This window comes from Faecalibacterium sp. PGM34, assembly GCF_054456555.1.
In genome coordinates, this window is record NZ_CM136898.1 from 898,717 (window position 1) to 921,513 (window position 22,797).

The following is a 22,797-nucleotide window of genomic DNA, read 5'->3' on the forward strand; positions in this document are numbered from 1 at the left end:
TAAAATACACAACCGATAGAGGAAAGGGAACCCTGCTATGGAAAAGATCAAGATGACGACCCCGCTGGTGGAGATGGACGGCGACGAGATGACCCGCATTTTGTGGAAGATGATCAAGGACGAGCTGATCCTCCCCTTTGTGGATCTTAAGACCGAGTACTACGATTTGGGTCTGCCCAACCGCGATGCCACCGCAGATCAGGTGACCATGGATGCCGCCCTCGCCAACAAGAAGTACGGCGTGTCGGTCAAGTGCGCCACCATTACCCCCAACGCACAGCGCGTGGAGGAGTACAAGCTGCACGAGATGTGGAAGAGCCCCAACGGCACCATCCGCGCTGTGCTGGACGGCACCGTGTTCCGCGCGCCCATTATGATCGACAGCATCCAGCCGGTGGTCAAGAACTGGAAAAAGCCCATCACCATCGCCCGCCACGCCTACGGCGATGTGTATAAGTGCACCGAGTTCCGTATTCCCGGTGCGGGCAAGGCAGAGCTGGTGTTCACCGGCGCAGACGGCAGCCAGCAGCGCGCCACCGTCTTTGACTTTGAGGGTGCCGGTGTGCTGCAGGGGCAGTACAACAAGGATGATTCCATCCGCAGCTTCGCCCGCAGCTGCTTCAACTATGCACTGGACGTGAAGCAGGATCTGTGGTTTGGCGCAAAGGATACCATCTCCAAGAAGTACGACCACACCTTCAAGGATATCTTCCAGGAGACCTATGACGCCGAGTACAAGGAAAAGTTCGAAGCTGCCGGCATCACCTACTTCTACAGCCTGATCGACGATATCGTGGCGCGCGTCATCCGCAGCGAGGGCGGCTTTGTCTGGGCCTGCAAGAACTACGACGGAGATGTGATGAGCGATATGGTCTCTACCGCCTTTGGCTCGCTGGCCATGATGACCAGTGTGCTGGTCAGCCCGGATGGTAAGTACGAGTACGAGGCCGCCCACGGTACCGTCACCCGCCATTACTATAAGTATCTGAAGGGCGAAAAGACCTCCACCAACCCCATGGCCACCATCTTTGCATGGTCGGGCGCCTTCAAGAAGCGTGGCGAACTGGATAACCTGCCGGAGCTGGTGCACTTTGGCGAGGCACTGGAGGCCGCAAGCCTGCAGACCCTGAACGAGGGCATCATGACCAAGGACCTGTGCGGTCTGGCAGAGGGCATCACCCCCACCGCTGTGGACAGCGAGGGCTTTATCAAGGCCATCCGTGAGCGTCTGGAAGCTAAGCTGGCATAACAGAGAAAAAACTATAAAAATAAGGACCGGGAGACCGGTCCTTATTTTTATATCTTCAAAGCATCCAACACGGCGTTTACCACATCCAGCGACACCTGCCCCGGTGCACTGGCCTGCCCGGGGTTTGCAAAGGTCATGGCAGAGCCAAAGGCCTCACCTGCCAGACGGCTCACCGCGCCCAGCGCGCCCATGCTCATGGTGATGACCGGTGTTTCCGGGTGAAGGTCTGCCATCTCGGCAGTAGCGGCCAGCAGCTCCAGTACATCGGTGCGGCACCGGGGCATTACGGCCAGCTTGGGCAGGTCGGCTCCGGCCTGCTGCATCTGTACCATGCGGGAGACGAGCTCTGCCCGGGGCGGGGTCTTGGTAAAATCGTGGCTGGAACACACCACTGCGACTCCGGCGGAATGTGCCTGCTCCACTAGTCTGGGCAGGTCTGCCCCGGCGGTGAAGAATTCGATGTCCAGTAGGTCGGCGCAGTCGGTGTCGAGGATCAGGCGCAGAAAAGCAAGGTATTCGGGATGGGAGAGCAGCTGCTCGCCGCCCTCTGCCTTGGTGCGGAAGGTCACCAGCAGAAGCTTGTCCCGCAGGGTGACCCGCAGCTTCTGTACGCAGCGGGCAATGGCAGCGGGGGACTGAAAGTCCTCGAACCAGTCTACTCGCCATTCCACACAATCGGCTGGCAATGTTGAAAACTGCGCAGCCTTTTCCAGAACAGCAGCTTCGGTGCGCTCCACAATGGGCAGAATGACCTTGGGGCGGCCTTCCCCGATACGGCAGCCGCGGACGTTGACACAGGACATGGCGGTTCTCCTTTATATAATAAGTATAGCTACATCATACAGGATACTGGGATGACTTCATAATACGTTTTGCCCGCCGCCTTGTCAAGAAAAGACGGCTATTATAATAGGAGAAAAACGGGGGCGTTTTCTGCTCCGCAAAGAAATTGGAAAAAAGATGTCAAAAAGTGTTGACAAGTGCAGCGGGGTGTGGTATTATACTTGAGCGCCAAGCGCTGAGACAAAAGAATGACTTCTGAAAGCTCAGCAGGAAGCCCTTGAAAAGAACCAATGAACGTTCAAAAGTTTTGCGGTTGCGAAAGCAATGAATCGCCCCAGTGGGGCGTTCAAGCAAACAGAGCGGTCTTGCGAAAGCAAGATGGAGGGGTCTCACCCCGACAAGCTCACGGTTGACACTGAGATGTACGAAGCGCTCCAAGTTCAAAAAGTTCAAAAGCTTCTCAAAAATAGTGCTTGACAAAAAACCGCTTCTGTGGTAAAATAATAAAGTCGTCAGCCGCAAGGCTGAGGCGCACAGGACCTTGAAAATTGAACAATATCGAAAGAACTTGTAACGGAACCTATTTTCGTGTTGGAAAAACACGGTAAACAATTCCAAGCAAAAGTAATTCACACAGGACGCAAGCGATTGCGTGCTGAGCGAAACAAGATTTAACACTTTTAAGTGATAAATATCATTTATAAAGAGTTTGATCCTGGCTCAGGACGAACGCTGGCGGCGCGCCTAACACATGCAAGTCGAACGAGCGAGAGAGAGCTTGCTTTCTCGAGCGAGTGGCGAACGGGTGAGTAACGCGTGAGGAACCTGCCTCAAAGAGGGGGACAACAGTTGGAAACGACTGCTAATACCGCATAAGCCCACAGCTCGGCATCGAGCAGAGGGAAAAGGAGCAATCCGCTTTGAGATGGCCTCGCGTCCGATTAGCTAGTTGGTGAGGTAACGGCCCACCAAGGCGACGATCGGTAGCCGGACTGAGAGGTTGAACGGCCACATTGGGACTGAGACACGGCCCAGACTCCTACGGGAGGCAGCAGTGGGGAATATTGCACAATGGGGGAAACCCTGATGCAGCGACGCCGCGTGGAGGAAGAAGGTCTTCGGATTGTAAACTCCTGTTGTTGAGGAAGATAATGACGGTACCCAACAAGGAAGTGACGGCTAACTACGTGCCAGCAGCCGCGGTAAAACGTAGGTCACAAGCGTTGTCCGGAATTACTGGGTGTAAAGGGAGCGCAGGCGGGAAGGCAAGTTGGAAGTGAAATCCATGGGCTCAACCCATGAACTGCTTTCAAAACTGTTTTTCTTGAGTAGTGCAGAGGTAGGCGGAATTCCCGGTGTAGCGGTGGAATGCGTAGATATCGGGAGGAACACCAGTGGCGAAGGCGGCCTACTGGGCACCAACTGACGCTGAGGCTCGAAAGTGTGGGTAGCAAACAGGATTAGATACCCTGGTAGTCCACACTGTAAACGATGATTACTAGGTGTTGGAGGATTGACCCCTTCAGTGCCGCAGTTAACACAATAAGTAATCCACCTGGGGAGTACGACCGCAAGGTTGAAACTCAAAGGAATTGACGGGGGCCCGCACAAGCAGTGGAGTATGTGGTTTAATTCGACGCAACGCGAAGAACCTTACCAAGTCTTGACATCCTGCGACGCACATAGAAATATGTGTTTCCTTCGGGACGCAGAGACAGGTGGTGCATGGTTGTCGTCAGCTCGTGTCGTGAGATGTTGGGTTAAGTCCCGCAACGAGCGCAACCCTTATGGTCAGTTACTACGCAAGAGGACTCTGGCCAGACTGCCGTTGACAAAACGGAGGAAGGTGGGGATGACGTCAAATCATCATGCCCTTTATGACTTGGGCTACACACGTACTACAATGGCGTTAAACAAAGAGAAGCAAGACCGCGAGGTGGAGCAAAACTCAGAAACAACGTCCCAGTTCGGACTGCAGGCTGCAACTCGCCTGCACGAAGTCGGAATTGCTAGTAATCGCAGATCAGCATGCTGCGGTGAATACGTTCCCGGGCCTTGTACACACCGCCCGTCACACCATGAGAGCCGGGGGGACCCGAAGTCGGTAGTCTAACCGCAAGGAGGACGCCGCCGAAGGTAAAACTGGTGATTGGGGTGAAGTCGTAACAAGGTAGCCGTAGGAGAACCTGCGGCTGGATCACCTCCTTTCTAAGGAGTCAGGCAATGACAGAGCATCCAAGATGGTCAGTCATTGGAACAGGTGACAAGTTAAAGTTTAAGTAGATATTGTTCGATTTTGAGGGCCCTGAAAAAGGGGTTACTCAAAACCTTATGTGGGGGTTTAGCTCAGCTGGGAGAGCACCTGCTTTGCAAGCAGGGGGTCAAGGGTTCGATTCCCTTAATCTCCACCACATGGGCCAATAGCTCAGCTGGCTAGAGCACACGACTGATAATCGTGAGGTCGATGGTTCGAGTCCATTTTGGCCCACCATGTGATGAAAATCAAAGTTCCGGGAGACCGGGCTTTGAGGGACATCACCAAGACGTACCTTGAAAACTGAATAATAACTGCGAAACAAAGATTATAGTAAGTTCTTTTTTAAGAAATATTACAATTTCAAAAGGAAGGGTAACAATAATCTTCGTTGGCAAGAGAGAATCAAGAGGATACCAAATGTTCTCAAGAGAACGTTTGAAAGGTCAAGCGAACAAGGGCGCAGGGCGAATGCCTTGGCACTGGGAGCCGATGAAAGACGTGATAAGCTGCGATAAGCTTCGGGGAGCTGCAAATAAGCATTGATCCGGAGATTTCTGAATGAGGAAACTCACCTGGGTTCATACTCAGGTACGTTATACTGAACTTAAAAATAGGTATATCGAGGGAACCGCCTGAACTGAAACATCTAAGTAGGGCGAGGAAGAGACATCAAACGAGATTCCGTAAGTAGTGGCGAGCGAACGCGGAAGAGGGCAAACCGGGAGTAGAAATACTTCCGGGGTACGGACTGCTTTTAGGACTTAATCTGTTAACCGAACGGCATGGGAAGGCCGGTCAGAGAGTGTGAGAACCACGTAGGTGAAAACGGAGAGAGCTGCGCAGGATCCAGAGTACGGCCAGACACGTGAAACCTGGTCGGAATACGGGGGGACCACCCTCCAACCCTAAATACTACCCAGTGACCGATAGCGTATAGTACTGTGAAGGAAAGGTGAAAAGCACCCCGGGAGGGGAGTGAAAGAGAACCTGAAACCCTGTGCCTACAAGCACCTAGAGCACGTCAAAGTGTGATAGGGTACTTTTTGTAGAACGGTCCGGCGAGCGATTGTATGCAGCAAGGTTAAGGACTTAAGGTCTGGAGCCGAAGCGAAAGCGAGTTTGAAAAGGGCGTTAAGTTGCATATAATGGGCCCGAAACCGGGTGACCTACCCATGGTCAGGTTGAAGTGGAAGTAAAATTCCATGGAGGACCGAACCGACCTCCGTTGAAAAGGCGGCGGATGAACTGTGGGTAGCGGAGAAATTCCAATCGAACCCGGAGATAGCTGGTTCTCCCCGAAATAGTTTTAGGACTAGCCTCAAGTTAGATACCTGGAGGTAAAGCACTGAATAGCCTAGCGGCCGAGAGGTTAGCGAAGCTTATCAAACTCAGAATGCCAGAGTATTGATGCTTGGGAGTCAGACAGTGTCAGATAAATGTCATTGTCAAAAGGGAAACAGCCCAGATCTACAGCTAAGGTCCCAAAGTCAGGTTAAGTGGAAAACGATGTGAAGATACGTAGACAACCAGGATGTTGGCTCAGAAGCAGCCACACATTCAAAGAGTGCGTAATAGCTCACTGGTCGAGCGTCTTTGCGCGGAGAATTTAACGGGGCTAAACCTGACACCGAAGCTTAGGCAATGTACTTTGTACATTGGGTAGGGGAGCGTTGTATACGCGGTGAAACAGTAGCGCAAGCGGCTGTGGAGTGTATAGAAGTGAGAATGCCGGAATGAGTAGCGCGAATGCAGTGAGAATCTGCATGGCCGAAAGCCTCAGGTTTCTGGAGGAAGGTTCGTCCGCTCCAGGTCAGTCGGGAGCTAAGGTGAGGCCTGACGGCGTAGCCGATGCACAGACGGTAGAGATTCCGTCACCACCAAAAGAGTTAAACACAGGGACACATTTGAAGTCTCGGAGCCGGGTGTTGGTTCCGGTAGCGATCGAGGGAAATTAGTACCGAAGTCCGGGATGGAAGATGGCGAGAAAAGCTGTGTGAATTTCTGCGGTGCCCGTACCGCAAACCGACACAGGTAGGTAGGAAGAAGATTCTAAGGCCAACGGGAGAAGGGTTGTTAAGGAACTCGGCAAATTGACCCCGTAACTTCGGGAGAAGGGGTGCTCCAGAGATGGAGCCGCAGAGAATCGGCCCAAGCAACTGTTTACCAAAAACACAGGTTTGTGCTAAATCGAAAGATGACGTATACGAGCTGACGCCTGCCCGGTGCTGGAAGGTTAAGAGGAGATGTGCAAGCATTGAATCGAAGCCCCAGTGAACGGCGGCCGTAACTATAACGGTCCTAAGGTAGCGAAATTCCTTGTCAGGTAAGTTCTGACCCGCATGAAAGGCGTAATGATTTGGGCACTGTCTCAACAGCCCGCCCGGCGAAATTGTAGTACCGGTGAAGATGCCGGTTACCCGCGACAAGACGGAAAGACCCCATGGAGCTTTACTGTAGCCTAATATTGGGTTTCGATGTTGCATGCACAGGATAGATGGGACACTGGGAAGCAAGAGCTTTGGCTTTTGTGGAGTGGCCGTTGGGATACCATCCTTGCGATATTGGAATTCTAACCTGCGCCTTTGAATCAAGGCGGGGGACATTGTTAGGTGGGCAGTTTGACTGGGGCGGTCGCCTCCTAAAGAGTAACGGAGGCGTTCAAAGGTTCGCTCAGCTTGAACGGAAATCAAGCAAAAGAGTGCAAACGCAGAAGCGAGCCTAACTGCGAGACTGACGGGTCGAGCAGTAACGAAAGTTGGAGTTAGTGATCCGGTGGTATGTGAGTGGAAATGCCATCGCTCAACGGATAAAAGTTACCCTGGGGATAACAGGCTGATCTCCCCCAAGAGTCCACATCGACGGGGAGGTTTGGCACCTCGATGTCGGCTCATCGCATCCTGGGGCTGTATTCGGTCCCAAGGGTTTGGCTGTTCGCCAATTAAAGCGGTACGCGAGCTGGGTTCAGAACGTCGTGAGACAGTTCGGTCCCTATCTGTCGTGGGCGCAGGATATTTGATGGGAGCTGTTCCTAGTACGAGAGGACCGGAGCGGACGTACCTCTGGCGCACCAGTTGTTCTGCCAAGGGCATAGCTGGGCAACTATGTACGGATCGGATAAACGCTGAAAGCATCTAAGCGTGAAGCCGACCCAAAGATAAGATATCCCATTGTTTCAAACAAGTAAGACCCCTTGAAGACTACAAGGTTGATAGGCACGATGTGTAAGTGGAGTGATCCATTCAGCAAGCGTGTACTAATAGGTCGAGGGCTTGACCACAATTCGCTTGAGACTCTGAAGTCAACGAAAAAATGCTAGCAGTGATTATTCAGTTTTGAAGGCACGTCCTTCTAAGAAATACTGGACAAAGTAGACCAGTTATGGTATACTAAACCAGTCAAATTGGTCGGTGTCGATGACGGTAAGGTTCCACCTGTTCCCATTCCGAACACAGAAGTTAAGCTTACTTGTGCCGAAGATAGTTAGCTGGAAACGGCTTGTGAAAATAGGTAGTCGCCGACTTAACAAAAAGCTCTGAGATGAAAGTCTCAGGGCTTTTTTGTTGCGTTTCGGGGCAGAAAATAGTATCATAAAAGGCAGAACCTTATACTTTCTACAGATTTTCCTGTTACACTGGATGCACAAGGAAAGGAGATTCTGTATGGATAAACTGACGAAAAAAGGGCTGGATGGTACTCAGCTCAAGACCATCGCACTGGTGCTGATGGTACTGGACCACATTCATTATTTCTTTGAATTCACCGGCTGTATTCCGACGTTGTTCAGTATGCTGGGGCGGCTCAGTGCGCCGCTGTTTCTGTTCTGCACGGTGGAGGGCTTTGCCCACACCCATGACCGCAGGCGGTATTTTATCCGCATCTGGGCTATCGGTACAGCCATGGCGGCGCTGGAATTCTTTATGATGTACGCAAAAGCTTTCCGGCGCGGGGATGGCTTCTACCCGCTGAATGCCATTTTTCAGGATCTTGTGCTGCTGTGCATCGTCTGGCAGGGCATTGACTGGCTGCGTGAGAAAAAATTTGCCAAGGGCATTGGTGCCATTGCCGCCGTCTTGTGCTGGCCGTTTGCGGTGGTAGTATTTCTGCAGCTCTTCCCGCAGGTGCAGGATATGCCCATTGCTTCGACAGTCGTGGCCTTTGTCATCACCAGCCCGCTGCCCATGTGGACGGCCATCACGGATGGTGGATGGAGCTTTTTGCTGGGCGGTGTGCTGCTGTATGCATTGCGCGGACGGCGCAAAATGCAGCTGACAGTATGGGCACTGGTGACTTTCCTGTGTGATTTTGTGCTGATCTTTGGAATGCTTTGCAGACAGGCGGATTTTGCGTGGACGCAGATGTTCACCGACTACTACGAGTGGTTCGGCGTAGCGGCAGTGCTGCTGATGCTGCTGTACAACGGGCAGCGTGGCAGCGGACACAAGCGGCTGTTCTACTGGTTCTACCCCGCCCATGTGTATCTGCTGTATGGGGCATCCTGCTTTGTTTATAACGTGTTGAGGTGATCTTTTGGCAAACATTCTGGCAGTGGATGACAATTTAGAGCTCTGCAAGCTGATCCGCACCACTTTGGAGCGAGACGGCCACCGGGTAGAAATGCGGCAGACAGGCGGGGCACTGACCGAACCGCTCTGCCGCTGGGCAGACTGCATCCTGCTGGATGTGATGATGCCCGGAGAGGACGGCTTTGCGGTCTGCCGGCGCATCCGCAGCCTGACCGAAGTGCCCATCCTGTTTCTGAGCGCCCGCACCGACGAGGCTGCTGTGTTGGAGGGGCTGGGCATCGGGGCGGACGACTTTTTGTCCAAGCCCTTCCGGGTGGCAGAGCTGCGGGCGCGGGTGGCGGCACATCTGCGGCGGCAGAGCCGCACCCCGGCGCACCGGATGGTGCGCAGCGGCGTAGCCTTTGACCTGACCGCCAGGAGCGCGTCGGTGGAGGGGAAGGTGCTGCCGCTGACCCGCTCGGAGTATGCCATCTGCGAGTATCTGGCGCTGCACGCAGGGCAGACCTTTACCAAGGAGCAAATTTACGAAGCGGTTTTTGGTATTGACGGCACTGCGGACGACACCGCCGTGACCCAGCACATCAAAAATATCCGGGCAAAGCTGCGGGCGGCGGGCGTGCCGGAGCCGGAAAAGCTGCTCAATACTGTATGGGGCGTGGGATACCGATGGAAAAGCGAAGACTGATTTCTCTGCGCAGCGTGCTGCTGCAATATCTGGTGCGCACGGCGCTGGCCTGCCTGCTGGTCGCGGTGGGGTGGCTGCTGGTGCTGCTGCTGTGGATCCAGAACAGCGGGCTGTTTCTGCCCGCGAATCAAGCTGCACAGGCCTGCCAGAAAGCCGCACAGGACGTTTTGCCGGGCATGACCGCCGCCACCTTTGACGAGACGCAGCTGGACTCCTTGTGCCGGTACGCCCTGTTTGCCGCGCCGGACAGCAGCGAGGTGCTGGCCACCAACATGGGTGCCGGGCACTTGCAGCGGGCAATGGAGAACCGGCGGGGGAAAACCCGCTGGCATTTTGGCTACACGCAGTATTATATGACGTCGAAATTGCAGGACGGAACGGTTTGCCTGCTGCAATTTGACTATGCCGTGCCCTACGCCGACCCTGCACTGCGGGGTGTGCTGCCGGATATCCAGACCGTGCACTGCATTCTGGGCATTCTGCTGCTGGTGGGGGCGGTGGTGTGGAGCACCCATAGAACCGGGCGCTTTCTGACCCGGGAAACCGAAAAGCTGACCGCCGCAGCGCAGGCGGTGGCGCAGAAGGATCTGGACAACGCGGTGTTTTCCGGTGCGAAGGTGCGGGAGTACGAGAGCGCTTTGCAGGCATTGCAGACCATGGGGGATGCACTGACCGGCAGCTTACAGAAGCAGTGGGCGATGGAACAGCGTCAGCGGGAGCAGATCATTCAGCTGTCCCACAAGCTCAAAACGCCGCTGACCATCATCGAGGGCAACGCGGAACTGCTGGCAGAGGATGACGGCCTGACCGCAGAGCAGAAAGCGCAGGTGGAGTCTATTTTGCAGGGCGCAGAGCAGACCCGCACCTATCTTGGCAAGATCCGCGCCGAGGTGCAGACCCCGCTGCGGTATAAACGGAATGTGGAATGATGACGAAAGCGGAGGATATTTCTAATCGTCCAACGCGAAAGGGCTGCTGCACGTTTTGTGCAGCAGCCCTTTGTTTGTTTTACTGTTTTGCCAGCTGTTTGTCCAGCCATGCGGCGATATCCGCGAAAACCTCCAGCTTGTTGGTCTCCACCAGCAGCTCGTGGCGGGCACCGGGGTAGAAGATGCTTTCAATGTTCTGCACACCGGCGTCCTTGAGGCTCTGGATGGCGCGGCGCACGCCCTTGCCCTGCTCGCCCACCGGGTCGGCATCGCCGGAGAGAAAGAGCAGCGGCAGGTCTTTGGGCATCCGTGCCAGAAAAGCCGGGTCGTGCAGGCGCAGGATGCCGCTGAACATACTGTAATAGGCGTTCAGCGTAAAGGTAAAGGTGCAGCGCTCCTCGGCCAGATACTTGTCCACCTCGGCTTGGTCACGGTTGAGCCAGTCGTGGGTGGTGCGGCCTTCCAGCCCCTTGTTGTAGCCCATAAAGGAAAGGTTGGCCACAAGGCTGCTGCGGTAGTGCCAGCCGTGGAAGGCGGCCAGCACCCGGCAAAGGGTCTTGGCAACCTTGACCAGCGCCTTGGGCTGGAAACCTGTGCCCATGATGATGGCACCGTCCAGCTCCCGGCCATACTCGCACAGATACTGCCGGGCGTAGAAGGAGCCCATGCTGTGCCCCAGCAAAAAGTAGGGCAGGTTCGGGTACAGCTCCTTGGTCAGCACGGTCACGGCGTGCAGGTCGGCCAGCACGGCACGGTTGCCGTCCGGCTCGGCAAAGTAGCCGTAGTCCTCCTTGGTGCGGATGGACGCACCGTGCCCCAAATGGTCGTGGCCGGTGACCAGAATGCCCCGGTCAGCCAGATATTCCGCCAAGGGGCGGTAGCGGTCGATGAACTCTACCATGCCGTGGGACAGCTGCAGCACCGCCCGCACCTGTCCCTCCGGAACGCAGCGAAAGCCGTGCAGGGTGCGCCCCGGCACGGTGGAGGGAAGGGTAAAGTCGATGAACCGACTCATGGAAGGAGCCTCCTTTCTGCGTTACAGTGCGCTGAGTTTGCGGCGGCAGGCGGTGCAGATGCAGTAGCCGCCGAACTGGATGGCCTGCTCGTCCACCTCGCCGCAGAAATCGCAGCTGCCGGCGGGGCGGTGCTTTTTCAGGACGATGGCGTCCCCATCCACAAAGATCTCCAATTTGGTGTCGGTGTCCAGGTGCATACTGGTGCGCAGTTCCTTCGGCAGAACGATCCGTCCCAGCGAGTCAATGCCGCGAACGATGCCAGTGCTTTTCATAATGTGTCATTCTCCTTCATATCCTTTTTAGCAACCACTGACACAACAGGAAAATTGTGCCAGCGCTGATAAGCTTAGTATACAAAAAATAACAGCTTTCGTCAATGATTGCGTGCTGATTCGACAAAAAACAACTTTTTGCACATAAAGGTGGGGCAGGAGGTGGTAGCCCGTGGATATTCTCTTTTGGTGGCAAAAGAAAAGCGGAAAAGTGCGCGCTCCGCGGGGAAAGTTTCTGCCTGCCAGCGGCGGGCAAGGACGCTCCGCTGGGCCAGAGGTAGGGAGGGGTGTTCCGATTCCCCCCCTCCCTACCTCTGGACTCCACCCACCCCGCAACGGGTCAAGGGCTGCACGCCCTTAACAATCCTAAAGAAGAAGTCGAAGCACAAAAAAGCTAGCGCTGCGCCAGTCGGCGCTATCGCTTTAACGCTTTTTTCGCTTCTCCATTTATAGCCCCTCAGTCGCTGCGCGACCGCTCCCCCAAGGGGGAGCGGCACGCCTGCAAGCTTTGCACTTTAGCCGGAAACTTTCCCGCTATGCCAAGGGCTCCCTCCCAGAGGGAGCAGTCAAAACCGATAGGTTTTGACTGAGGGAGTTCGTTCCAACCCCCTCCCGTGAAAAAGTAAATCGGGAAAATCCGCAGATTTTCCCGATTTACAAATTATAAATAATTCTTCCGCTGACTATGCGCAGAGCAACGCGGAGCGCATTTCAGATCGTCTCAGCTCAGCTCCACAGGGGCTTCGGGCTGGTTCTCCACGCGGGCGCTGGTGCGTCCCTCGGGACGGATCTCTCCGGCGGCGGTCAGCGAGAGCTTGGTCAGGGTGGGGCCTACCAGCTCGTACACCAGCACCGAGAACAGCACCACGTTGCGCACCATGTGGCCGTCCGACAGCTCGGCGGCGGTGGCAGCCATGCCCAGCGCCACGCCGGCCTGCGGCAGCAGGGTGATGCCCAGATACTTCTGGATGGCGGGGCTGCAGCTGGTGGCGCGGCAGCTCAGATAGGAGCCGCTGATCTTACCGGCAGAGCGCGCCACAATGTACACCACGCCGATGAGCAGCACCATGGGGTTGGTGAGGATGGTCAGATCCAGTTCTGCGCCGGACAGCACGAAGAACAGGATGTTGATGGGGGACACCCAGCGGTCCAGACGGTCCATCAGCTCATTCGAGGTGGGGCAGACGTTGCAGAACACGGTGCCGGTCATCATGCACACCAGCAGCAGCGAGAAGCCGCAGCGGGTGCCGTTGATCTCGAACTTGGTCATGGACAGACCCACGGTCAGCAGCACAAAGGCTACTGAAAGGCTCATGCGCTTGGAGCGGGAGTGGAAGTAGACCTCCAGCAGGTTCAGCAGGTAACCGGCGGCAGCGCCCAGCGCCAGCGAGAGCGCGATCTCCAGCAGAGGCTCCAGTACTACGTTCATGGGGTCGATGCGTCCCTGCTCCAGCGCATTTGCCACGCCGTAGGAGGCCGAGAACAGCACCAGACCCACAGCATCGTCAATGGCGACCACCATCAGCAGAAGCTTGGTCAAAGGGCCGTCGGCCTTGTACTGCTTGACAACCATCAGGGTAGCGGCGGGTGCGGTAGCAGCGGCGATGGAGCCCAGCGTGATGGCAGAGGCCAGCGAGATGACGTCCGGACGGGCAAAGTGCAGGGCAACAAGGGCGATATCCACCAGCGCGGTGGTAATCACCGCCTGTGCAATGCCCACAGTCACGGCGCGGCGACCCATGTGCTTCAGGGCGCTGAGCCGGAACTCGTTGCCAATGACGAAGGCAATGAAGCCCAGCGCCACCTGCGTGATAATACCGTAGCCCTCCACGGCGGCAAGGCTGGCAAAGCCGAAGCCGAAACGGCTCAGCCCCAGCCGACCCAGAAAGAAGGGACCCAGCAGCAGGCCGGTGAGCAGGTAAGCGGTGACGGCGGGCAGACGCACGGCCTTGGCGGCGCGTGACATGAGCAGACCGGCGATCAGGGCAAGGGACAGACAGATCAACATTTGTTCCATAATGTGGTTTGTATTGGGTGCGCAGCCAGCGGCCGCAGCACTCGGTTCCTCCTTGTCAAAAAAGTATCGAGCTCCTGTGTGAAATCCAGCGCAGGGTCAAAATGGGAAAACGTATCCAGTATACCGGAACAACGGAGGAAAAGCAACCATCCTGCGCGTTTCGTACAGATTTTGAAACGAAAAGATATGAAAATGTTGGATAACCGCAGGCTTTACGGGAGTCGCTGAAGGCTTCCCCCGGACGGGGGGAGCTGTCACCGCAGGTGACTGATGCGGGCGCACCGTTAGCTGCTGCTTGCCCGCACCCTCATCCGGCGCTGCGCGCCACCTTCCCCCGACTGGGGGAAGGCTTTTGTGCTGCCCTGACTGTAAGATGCAAAAAAGCTCCCCCTTTTGGGGGAGCTGGCATCGCGCAGCAATGACTGAGAGAGTCTTACCCTTAGTTGAACTTGAAGATCTTGCGCAGCTGGCGGTAGGCGGAAAGGACCACCTTATCGCCGCCGGGGAAGCGCAGGTCGGTCAGACCGCCAAGGTTCACGCGCACGGCGCGGTAAACGCCGGGGGTAACGTGATCCTTGAGGTACTGCCACAGCTCTGCCTTTTTTGCGTACGCCTCGGCGCTGCCGTCCAGCAGCAGGAAGATGTCGCTGACCGCCATCATGACCGACAGGTAGTGCACCATGTAGGCGCGCAGACGCTTCTGATCTTTCAGCGCGTCCAGATCCTGACAGTCGATCATGTGCTTTGTGACCCGCAGCTGCTGGTTCACGCGGCCGATCATCACGCTCTCGTTCACGCTCTGGTCTGCGCGGCCAATAAAGTAGCGGTACAGATCCAGATCCATATAGTACATGCTCTTGACGTAGGGCAGGGGCTGGTACACAAAGATGTTGTCCACATAGAAGGTGTGCTTGGGCAGCACCATGCCGCACTGGCGCAGCACCTCGGTGCGGTACATGACCGAGTGCATCAGCAGGTTCTGATCCGGGCGGAAGTGCCGGACGTGCACCCAGTCAAACAGGCGCTCCTGCGGGAACACGTTGGTGTAACGCACGGTATGGCTGGTGCCGTCCTCCACATGCTCGTACACATAGTTGCAGATCATCAGATCCGGCGCTGTGCCGCGGGCAACCAGCGTGGTCAGGCGCTCCAGCACTTTTTTCAGGGCGGCGGTGTCCAGCCAGTCGTCGCTGTCCACTACCTTGTAGTACAGGCCGGTGGCGTTGCGGATGCCCTGATTGACGCCCTCGCCGTGGCCGCCGTTCTCCTGATGGATGGCCTTGACGATAGTGGGGTACTTTGCGGCGTACTCGTCGCAGATGGCGGGGGTATCATCCTTGACAGAGCCGTCGTCTACCAGAATGATCTCGGCCTGCTCGCCTGCGGTCAGCAGCGTTTCAATGCAGTGACGCATATAGGCTGCGGAATTGTAGCAGGGTACGGCAAAGGTAATAAGTTTCTGCTGCATATTATAAATGCTCCTTTTTACGTTGCATAGTCCATGCCGGGCTGTCTGCGGGGTGGCATGGAGATATGTGTTCTCATTATAGCATTTTCGCGCCTGAAAAGCTATCCTTCCCGGGCAGAAAGATCGATTATTGCACATTTTTACGCAAAGTGACGCTTTTTTCTGCCAAAAGTATCGGTTTTGTGGTATACTGATAAGGTTTTGAGCGACTGGCGCGTCAGCGCACCTACTTATATAACGGAGGAAACCATGGGAAACCCGCACAGTATCCTGAAAAAAGTTTTCGGTTACGACAGCTTCCGCCCCGGGCAGGAGGAGATCGTCAGCCGCCTGCTGGCCGGGCAGGATGTGCTGGCGGTCATGCCCACCGGCGCGGGCAAATCCATCTGCTATCAGGTACCGGCGCTGCTGCTGCCGGGCATTACCATCGTGGTATCCCCGCTGGTCAGCCTGATGAAGGATCAGGTGGGGGCGCTGGTGCAGGCGGGCGTGGCAGCGGCTTTTTTGAACAACAGCCTGACCGACAACCAGAAGGCGCTGATGCTGCACCGCGCCCGGGAGGGCTGGTACAAGATCATCTATGTGGCACCGGAGCGGCTGGAGATGCCGGGCTTCCAGCGGTTCGCGCAGGAGCGGCAGATCAGCATGGTCACGGTGGATGAGGCGCACTGCATCAGCCAGTGGGGACAGGATTTCCGCCCCAGCTATCTGCGCATCAAGGAATTTGTGGACAGCCTGCCCAGCCGCCCGGTCATCGGCGCGTTCACGGCCACCGCCACCGCCCATGTGCGGGAGGATATCCGCACCCATCTGGCGCTGCAAGCGCCCTACGAGGTGACCACCAGCTTCGACCGCCCCAACCTGTACTTCGAGACCCGGCGGGCGCTGCCCAGCCAGAAGCCCAAGGAGCTGCTGGAGCTGGTACTCAAGGAGGGCGATCATGCGGGCATCGTGTATTGCAGCACCACCCGGCAGGTGGACGAGACGGTGCAGCTGCTGCAGAGCCGCAGCATCCGGGCGGCGGCCTACCACGCCAAACTGGATGCGGACACCCGGCGGCAGAATCAGGACGACTTCCTCTACGACCGGGTGCAGGTGATGGTGGCCACCAACGCTTTCGGCATGGGCATCGACAAGCCCAACGTGCGGTTCGTCATCCATTATAATATGCCCAAGGATCTGGAAAGCTATTATCAGGAGGCCGGACGCGCCGGGCGCGATGGTCAGCCCGCCCGGTGCACCCTGCTGTATTCCGGCACGGACGTGCGCACCATCCGCTTTTTCATCGACAAGGAGCGGGAGGCCGACAATGGTCTGCCCGCGGATGTCAAGGCCGAAGCCGCCCGCAAGGCAGAGGAGCGGCTCAAGTACATGACCTTCTACTCCACCACCCAGCACTGTCTGCGCGGCTTTCTGCTGCAATACTTCGGGGAGGCTGCGCCAAAAAAGTGCGGCAACTGCTCCTGCTGCCTTGCCGCCGAGCAGGAAGCCCAGCTGCAGGTGGAGTATGCCCGCCGCCGCGCCGCCCAGAGCGCCGACCGGCTGGAAAAGCCCCGCCGCGCAAAGCCCGCCGCAGCGGGCAGCCTGAGCGAGGCGGACGAAAAGCTGCTCAACGCTCTGTACGCCGTGCGCAAGCGCCTTGCAGGTAAGCAGAACCTGCCCGCCTTTATGGTGTTCAACGATGCCACCCTGCGGGAGATGGCAGAGAAAAAGCCCATGAGCATCGACGAGCTGCTGAACATCAGCGGCGTGGGCGAAAAGAAAGCCGCCCGCTACGGCAACGCCTTCCTGCGTGTCATTGAAGATGCCGTGGACAGCCGGGAGTGAGAAAAGAAACAGCATCTGCAAGGTTCGCTTCTGAATTCAGAAAGTTGGCGAATTTTGCAGATGCTGTTGTTTTTGCGGGGCAAACCCTCTCAGGCGCTCCCGCGCCAGATGAGGGGCAGCACCCGTTGGATCCGTGTGCCCTCTCAGGCGCTCCCGCGCCAGATTCCCCCTTTTGTCACCTACGGTGACATCTTCCCCCGGAGCGGGGGAAGTCTTTCCTCTCCCAAAGGGAGAGCCAAGCCGTTACGTTCGTTGCTAAAGTATTAGGCATGATGAGGAAGTTTCCGGTAGTGCTCTTGCCTCTCCCTTTGGGAGAGGTGGATTTGCGAAGCAAAGACGGAGAGGGCGCACGCTGTTAGCTCTGCTGCTAAAGCATTAGGTGCAATGAGAAAGTTTCCACCACTGCAAAAAAGCTCCCCCTTTCGGGGGAACTGGCATCGCGCAGCGATGACTGAGAGGGTCAAATCTCCTTACCGTTCCATGCTATGGGTGGCGAACACCTTTTCGTCCTCCCACCACACGGGCTGCCCGGCGGCAAGGGACTTGGGCACATCCAGCAGGCGCTGGTTGCGGCTGCCGCGGAAGCGCAGGGAGATGTCGTATTCTGCCTGTACGAATCTGCCGTCCACCAGCACATCCAGCAGCGCCAGCAGCTCATCGGTCACCTCGCACCGCGCGGGGCTGGGTTCTGCGCCGGTAAGCTGCTCCCAAGTGTAGCCGGAGTAGCACCACACCGTCTTGGCGGGGTACAGCGCCTTGAAGTTGCGCACAAAGGGCAGCAGTTCCCGCTGGTTTTCCGGCTCAAAGGGTTCGCCACCCAGCAGGGAGAGCCCGGCGATATAGTCCGGCTGGCAGGAGGCGAATACCTCGTTGCGCACGGTCTTATCAAAAGGCTGACCGTAGGTAAAGTCCCATGCCACGGCGTTGAAGCAGCCCGGGCAGTGGTGGCGGCAGCCGGACACAAAAACGCTGGTGCGCACCCCGGGGCCGTTGGCGATATCGTAATACTTGATGTTTGCGTAGTTCATGCTCATGTTCCTGTCATTTGCTGAAAAGATGTTTGGAGCGGCCTTTCGGCCGCTCCAAACATCAAATCAAAAATAAGGTTTTGTTGTTTTTACAGATGCAGCACGCGGTCCTTGATCTCCTGCGTGCGGCCCTGATTCCAGAACTGGGTGCCGATATAACCGCAGGTGCGGCGGGCAACGTTCAGCTTGTTCTGGTCGCGGTTGCCGCACTTGGGGCACTCCCACACCAGCTTGCCGTCGTCCTCCACGATCTTGATCTCGCCATCGTAGCCGCACACCTGACAGTAGTCGGACTTGGTGTTCAACTCGGCATACATGATGTTGTCGTAGATGAACTGCAGCACGCTCATGACGGCTTCCAGATTGTCCTGCATGTTGGGCACTTCCACATAGCTGATGGCACCGCCCGGGGACAGGCGCTGGAAGTCGGCCTCAAACTTCAGCTTGGTAAAGGCGTCGATGGGCTCAGAGACATGGACGTGGTAGCTGTTGGTGATATAGTTCTTGTCCGTGATGCCCTCCACGATGCCAAAGCGCTTTTGCAGGCACTTGGCGAACTTGTAGGTGGTGGATTCCAGCGGGGTGCCGTAGAGGGAGTAGTCCATGTTCTCGGCCTTCTTCCACTCGCTGCACTTGTCGTTCATGTGCTGCATCACGCTTAAAGCAAAGGGCTTGGCACCGGCGTCGGTGTGGCTCTTGCCGGTCATATACTTCACGCACTCGTACAGGCCGGCATAACCCAGACTGATGGTGGAGTAGCCGCCGAAGAGCAGCTTGTCGATCTTTTCACCCTTCTTCAGGCGTGCCAGCGCACCATACTGCCACAGGATGGGGGCAGCGTCGCTGGGGGTGCCCAGCAGCCGCTTATGGCGTGCCTGCAAAGCCCGGTGGCACAGATCCAAACGCTCGTCAAAGATCTTCCAGAACTTTTCAAAGTTGCCGCCGGAGCTCAGCGCAACGTCCACCAGGTTGATGGTGACCACGCCCTGATTAAAGCGGCCATAGTACTTGGGCTTGCCGGTCTCGGGGTCTACATAGGGGGTCAGGAAGCTGCGGCAGCCCATGCAGGTGTAGCAGTGACCCTCGCCGTTCTTGTCCACCTTGAGTTCCAGCATTTTCTTTTCCGAGATATAGTCCGGCACCATGCGCTTGGCGGTGCACTTGGCGGCCAGCTCGGTCAGGTAGTAATAGGGGGTGCCGGGGCGGATGTTGTCCTCCTCCAGCACATAGATCAGCTTGGGGAAGGCGGGGGTGATCCACACGCCGGCCTCATTCTTCACGCCCTGATAACGCTGCCGGATGGTCTCCTCGATGATGATGGCAAGGTCGGCCTTCTCCTGCGGATTGCGTGCCTCGCCCAGATACATGAACACGGTAATGAAGGGTGCCTGACCGTTGGTGGTCATCAGGGTGACCACCTGATACTGGATGGTCTGCACGCCGCGGTTGATCTCGTTGCGCAGACGACGCTCCACGATCTCCTTTTTGCGCTCGGCAGAGACGTCCAGACCTTCCATCTCCAGCTCTACCTCAGCGGCGATCTTCTTGCGGGAAACGTCCACGAAGGGAGCCAGATGGGTCAGGCTGATGCTCTGGCCGCCGTACTGGTTGGAGGCCACCTGTGCAATGATCTGGGTGGCAATGTTGCAGGCAGTGGAGAAGCTGTGCGGCTTCTCGATATAGGTGCCGGAGATGACAGTGCCGTTCTGCAGCATATCCTCCAGATTCACCAGATCGCAGTTGTGCATGTGCTGGGCAAAGTAGTCGGAATCGTGGAAGTGGATCAGACCCTCCTGATGTGCCTTTACGATCTCCGGGTCCAGCAGCAGGCGGGCGGTCAGATCCTTGGAGATCTCGCCGGCCATATAGTCGCGTTGCACACTGTTGACGGTGGGGTTCTTGTTGGCGTTCTCCTGCTTGACCTCTTCGTTCTGGCACTCGATCAGGCTCAGGATGCGCTCATCGGTGGTGTTGGTCTGGCGCTTCAGGCTCTGGACGTAGCGGTAGGTGATATAGTGCCGTGCTACATCATGGGCCTGAATGTCCATCAGCTGGTTCTCCACCAGATCCTGCACCTCTTCCACGCTGACTGCGCGGTTAAGCTGCTGGCACTGGTCGGTAACGGCTGCGGCGATCTGGGTGATCTGCTCCCGGGTCAGGCGATCCTGACCGCCCACAGAATCACTGGCTTTGGTAACGGCGGTGATGATCTTGGTAATATCAAAAGGAACTTCTGCACCGTTTCGTTTGATGATCTTCATCGGTTCTCCTCCTTCTATATAGGCGCATTGTGAACGGGTATCCCTTACCCTAAGAGATACCCGTCTGCGCACAACGATATCCAACAAACTGAATGTAGCTCTATTTTATCATTATCTAGTGGCAAGTCAAGCAAAATACCACTATATTTTGCGTTTTGTAGCAATCGCCAAAAATCGCAGATATTTTTCGGGACAAAATTTTGCGCGGAAAGTCTTGACATCGCGGTGCACTTTCCGACCGGTAATATAAGACGCTGTCTATACCCATTCGGGCTTTACGCTGCCTATATAATGTAATAATATAAGGCGGGGACACCGTCGCTGCCGGAGACGTCAAAACACCCGGCGGTTCCCGGTGGAAAACTGGCGATAGTTCACAAAGCGCAAAAAAAGGCGAAAAAAATGAAAAAAAGGCTTGCAAAAGTAGTTGCGGTATGGTACTATATGTGAGCGCCAAGCGCTGAGACAAAAGAATGACTTCTGAAGTCCCAGCAGGAAGCCCTTGAAAAGAACCAATAGACGCTGAAAAACACCAGTTGACACTGAGATGTACGAAGTGCTCCAAGTTCAGAAAAGTTCAAAAGCTTCTCAAAAAAGTGCTTGACAAAAAACCGCTTCTGTGGTAAAATAATAAAGTCGTCAGCCGCAAGGCTGAGGCGCACAGGACCTTGAAAATTGAACAATATCGAAAGAACTTGTAACGGAACCTATTTTCGTGTTGGAAAAACACGGTAAACAATTCCAAGCAAAAGTAATTCACACAGGACGCAAGCGATTGCGTGCTGAGCGAAACAAGATTTAACACTTTTAAGTGATAAATATCATTTATAAAGAGTTTGATCCTGGCTCAGGACGAACGCTGGCGGCGCGCCTAACACATGCAAGTCGAACGAGCGAGAGAGAGCTTGCTTTCTCGAGCGAGTGGCGAACGGGTGAGTAACGCGTGAGGAACCTGCCTCAAAGAGGGGGACAACAGTTGGAAACGACTGCTAATACCGCATAAGCCCACAGCTCGGCATCGAGCAGAGGGAAAAGGAGCAATCCGCTTTGAGATGGCCTCGCGTCCGATTAGCTAGTTGGTGAGGTAACGGCCCACCAAGGCGACGATCGGTAGCCGGACTGAGAGGTTGAACGGCCACATTGGGACTGAGACACGGCCCAGACTCCTACGGGAGGCAGCAGTGGGGAATATTGCACAATGGGGGAAACCCTGATGCAGCGACGCCGCGTGGAGGAAGAAGGTCTTCGGATTGTAAACTCCTGTTGTTGAGGAAGATAATGACGGTACCCAACAAGGAAGTGACGGCTAACTACGTGCCAGCAGCCGCGGTAAAACGTAGGTCACAAGCGTTGTCCGGAATTACTGGGTGTAAAGGGAGCGCAGGCGGGAAGGCAAGTTGGAAGTGAAATCCATGGGCTCAACCCATGAACTGCTTTCAAAACTGTTTTTCTTGAGTAGTGCAGAGGTAGGCGGAATTCCCGGTGTAGCGGTGGAATGCGTAGATATCGGGAGGAACACCAGTGGCGAAGGCGGCCTACTGGGCACCAACTGACGCTGAGGCTCGAAAGTGTGGGTAGCAAACAGGATTAGATACCCTGGTAGTCCACACTGTAAACGATGATTACTAGGTGTTGGAGGATTGACCCCTTCAGTGCCGCAGTTAACACAATAAGTAATCCACCTGGGGAGTACGACCGCAAGGTTGAAACTCAAAGGAATTGACGGGGGCCCGCACAAGCAGTGGAGTATGTGGTTTAATTCGACGCAACGCGAAGAACCTTACCAAGTCTTGACATCCTGCGACGCACATAGAAATATGTGTTTCCTTCGGGACGCAGAGACAGGTGGTGCATGGTTGTCGTCAGCTCGTGTCGTGAGATGTTGGGTTAAGTCCCGCAACGAGCGCAACCCTTATGGTCAGTTACTACGCAAGAGGACTCTGGCCAGACTGCCGTTGACAAAACGGAGGAAGGTGGGGATGACGTCAAATCATCATGCCCTTTATGACTTGGGCTACACACGTACTACAATGGCGTTAAACAAAGAGAAGCAAGACCGCGAGGTGGAGCAAAACTCAGAAACAACGTCCCAGTTCGGACTGCAGGCTGCAACTCGCCTGCACGAAGTCGGAATTGCTAGTAATCGCAGATCAGCATGCTGCGGTGAATACGTTCCCGGGCCTTGTACACACCGCCCGTCACACCATGAGAGCCGGGGGGACCCGAAGTCGGTAGTCTAACCGCAAGGAGGACGCCGCCGAAGGTAAAACTGGTGATTGGGGTGAAGTCGTAACAAGGTAGCCGTAGGAGAACCTGCGGCTGGATCACCTCCTTTCTAAGGAGTCAGGCAATGACAGAGCATCTAAGATGGTCGGTCATTGGAACAGGTGACAAGTTAAAAGTTTAAGTAGATATTGTTCGATTTTGAGGGCCCTGAAAAGGACACTCAAAGACGTACCTTGAAAACTGAATAATAACTGCG

12 protein-coding genes, 2 tRNA genes and 4 rRNA genes are annotated in these 22,797 nt (G+C 55.8%); 11 read left to right on the plus strand and 7 right to left on the minus strand.

The window, feature by feature from the left end; genetic code table 11:
* Nucleotides 1-37 precede the first annotated feature (37 nt).
* The gene (locus ACXPUX_RS04275; RefSeq protein WP_005925517.1) at nt 38-1,249 is read left to right on the plus strand and encodes an NADP-dependent isocitrate dehydrogenase; all 1,212 of its coding nucleotides are present in this window, start codon (nt 38-40) and stop codon (nt 1,247-1,249) included.
* A gap of 47 nt (nt 1,250-1,296) precedes the next feature.
* Here ACXPUX_RS04275 and aroD read toward each other — a convergent pair whose 3' ends face one another.
* Entirely contained in the window at nt 1,297-2,052 is a 756-nt protein-coding gene (aroD, locus tag ACXPUX_RS04280; protein WP_458830289.1) for a type I 3-dehydroquinate dehydratase, read from the minus strand.
* A gap of 677 nt (nt 2,053-2,729) precedes the next feature.
* Here aroD and ACXPUX_RS04285 point away from each other — a divergent pair.
* From ACXPUX_RS04285 to ACXPUX_RS04320, 8 genes are all read left to right on the plus strand, one after another.
* A 16S ribosomal RNA gene (locus tag ACXPUX_RS04285) occupies nt 2,730-4,240 on the plus strand.
* A gap of 127 nt (nt 4,241-4,367) precedes the next feature.
* Nucleotides 4,368-4,443 (plus strand) — tRNA-Ala (locus ACXPUX_RS04290).
* A gap of 3 nt (nt 4,444-4,446) precedes the next feature.
* Nucleotides 4,447-4,523 (plus strand) — tRNA-Ile (locus ACXPUX_RS04295).
* Between the two features lie 207 nt (nt 4,524-4,730).
* Nucleotides 4,731-7,566 (plus strand): 23S ribosomal RNA (locus tag ACXPUX_RS04300).
* A 126-nt stretch (nt 7,567-7,692) separates the two neighbouring features.
* Nucleotides 7,693-7,809: ribosomal RNA gene (gene rrf, locus ACXPUX_RS04305) — 5S ribosomal RNA — on the plus strand.
* The 16S, 23S and 5S rRNA genes sit together here with 2 tRNA genes alongside, the layout of an rRNA operon.
* Before the next feature lie 139 nt (nt 7,810-7,948).
* On the plus strand, nt 7,949-8,812 hold the full coding sequence (locus tag ACXPUX_RS04310) for a TraX family protein (protein WP_458830291.1): 864 nt from the start codon (nt 7,949-7,951) through the stop codon (nt 8,810-8,812).
* Between the two features lie 4 nt (nt 8,813-8,816).
* Nucleotides 8,817-9,497, plus strand: a complete 681-nt coding sequence (locus ACXPUX_RS04315) for a response regulator transcription factor (protein WP_458830293.1) — start codon at nt 8,817-8,819, stop codon at nt 9,495-9,497.
* Entirely contained in the window at nt 9,479-10,426 is a 948-nt protein-coding gene (locus ACXPUX_RS04320; RefSeq protein WP_458830295.1) for a histidine kinase dimerization/phospho-acceptor domain-containing protein, read from the plus strand. The genes ACXPUX_RS04315 and ACXPUX_RS04320 overlap by 19 nt, the downstream gene beginning before the upstream one ends.
* A gap of 79 nt (nt 10,427-10,505) precedes the next feature.
* On the opposite strand, the gene ACXPUX_RS04325 is transcribed toward ACXPUX_RS04320, so the two are convergent.
* The 4 genes from ACXPUX_RS04325 to ACXPUX_RS04340 all read right to left on the minus strand — a co-directional run bounded on the left by ACXPUX_RS04325 (nt 10,506) and on the right by ACXPUX_RS04340 (nt 15,199).
* Nucleotides 10,506-11,441, minus strand: coding sequence for an alpha/beta fold hydrolase (locus ACXPUX_RS04325; RefSeq protein WP_458830297.1), 936 nt, complete (start codon nt 11,439-11,441; stop codon nt 10,506-10,508).
* 21 nt (nt 11,442-11,462) lie between these two features.
* Nucleotides 11,463-11,714: an AbrB/MazE/SpoVT family DNA-binding domain-containing protein gene (locus tag ACXPUX_RS04330; RefSeq protein ID WP_112090985.1), complete on the minus strand. Its 252-nt coding sequence runs from the start codon at nt 11,712-11,714 to the stop codon at nt 11,463-11,465.
* A 721-nt stretch (nt 11,715-12,435) separates the two neighbouring features.
* Entirely contained in the window at nt 12,436-13,731 is a 1,296-nt protein-coding gene (locus ACXPUX_RS04335) for a cation:proton antiporter (protein ID WP_458830299.1), read from the minus strand.
* A 439-nt stretch (nt 13,732-14,170) separates the two neighbouring features.
* Nucleotides 14,171-15,199: a glycosyltransferase family 2 protein gene (locus ACXPUX_RS04340; RefSeq protein ID WP_458830301.1), complete on the minus strand. Its 1,029-nt coding sequence runs from the start codon at nt 15,197-15,199 to the stop codon at nt 14,171-14,173.
* A gap of 249 nt (nt 15,200-15,448) precedes the next feature.
* Here ACXPUX_RS04340 and ACXPUX_RS04345 point away from each other — a divergent pair, with 249 nt between their 5' ends.
* A complete protein-coding gene (locus ACXPUX_RS04345; RefSeq protein ID WP_458830303.1) occupies nt 15,449-17,026 on the plus strand; it encodes a RecQ family ATP-dependent DNA helicase in 1,578 nt (525 codons plus the stop codon).
* 470 nt (nt 17,027-17,496) lie between these two features.
* Here ACXPUX_RS04345 and nrdG read toward each other — a convergent pair whose 3' ends face one another.
* Together nrdG and nrdD are read right to left on the minus strand one after the other, a co-directional pair.
* A complete protein-coding gene (gene nrdG / locus ACXPUX_RS04350) occupies nt 17,497-18,054 on the minus strand; it encodes an anaerobic ribonucleoside-triphosphate reductase activating protein (protein WP_458830305.1) in 558 nt (185 codons plus the stop codon).
* Nucleotides 18,055-18,143: 89 nt separating this feature from the next.
* Nucleotides 18,144-20,315, minus strand: coding sequence for an anaerobic ribonucleoside-triphosphate reductase (nrdD, locus tag ACXPUX_RS04355; RefSeq protein WP_458830307.1), 2,172 nt, complete (start codon nt 20,313-20,315; stop codon nt 18,144-18,146).
* A gap of 824 nt (nt 20,316-21,139) precedes the next feature.
* Here nrdD and ACXPUX_RS04360 point away from each other — a divergent pair.
* A 16S ribosomal RNA gene (locus ACXPUX_RS04360) occupies nt 21,140-22,650 on the plus strand.
* Nucleotides 22,651-22,797: the final 147 nt, after the last annotated feature.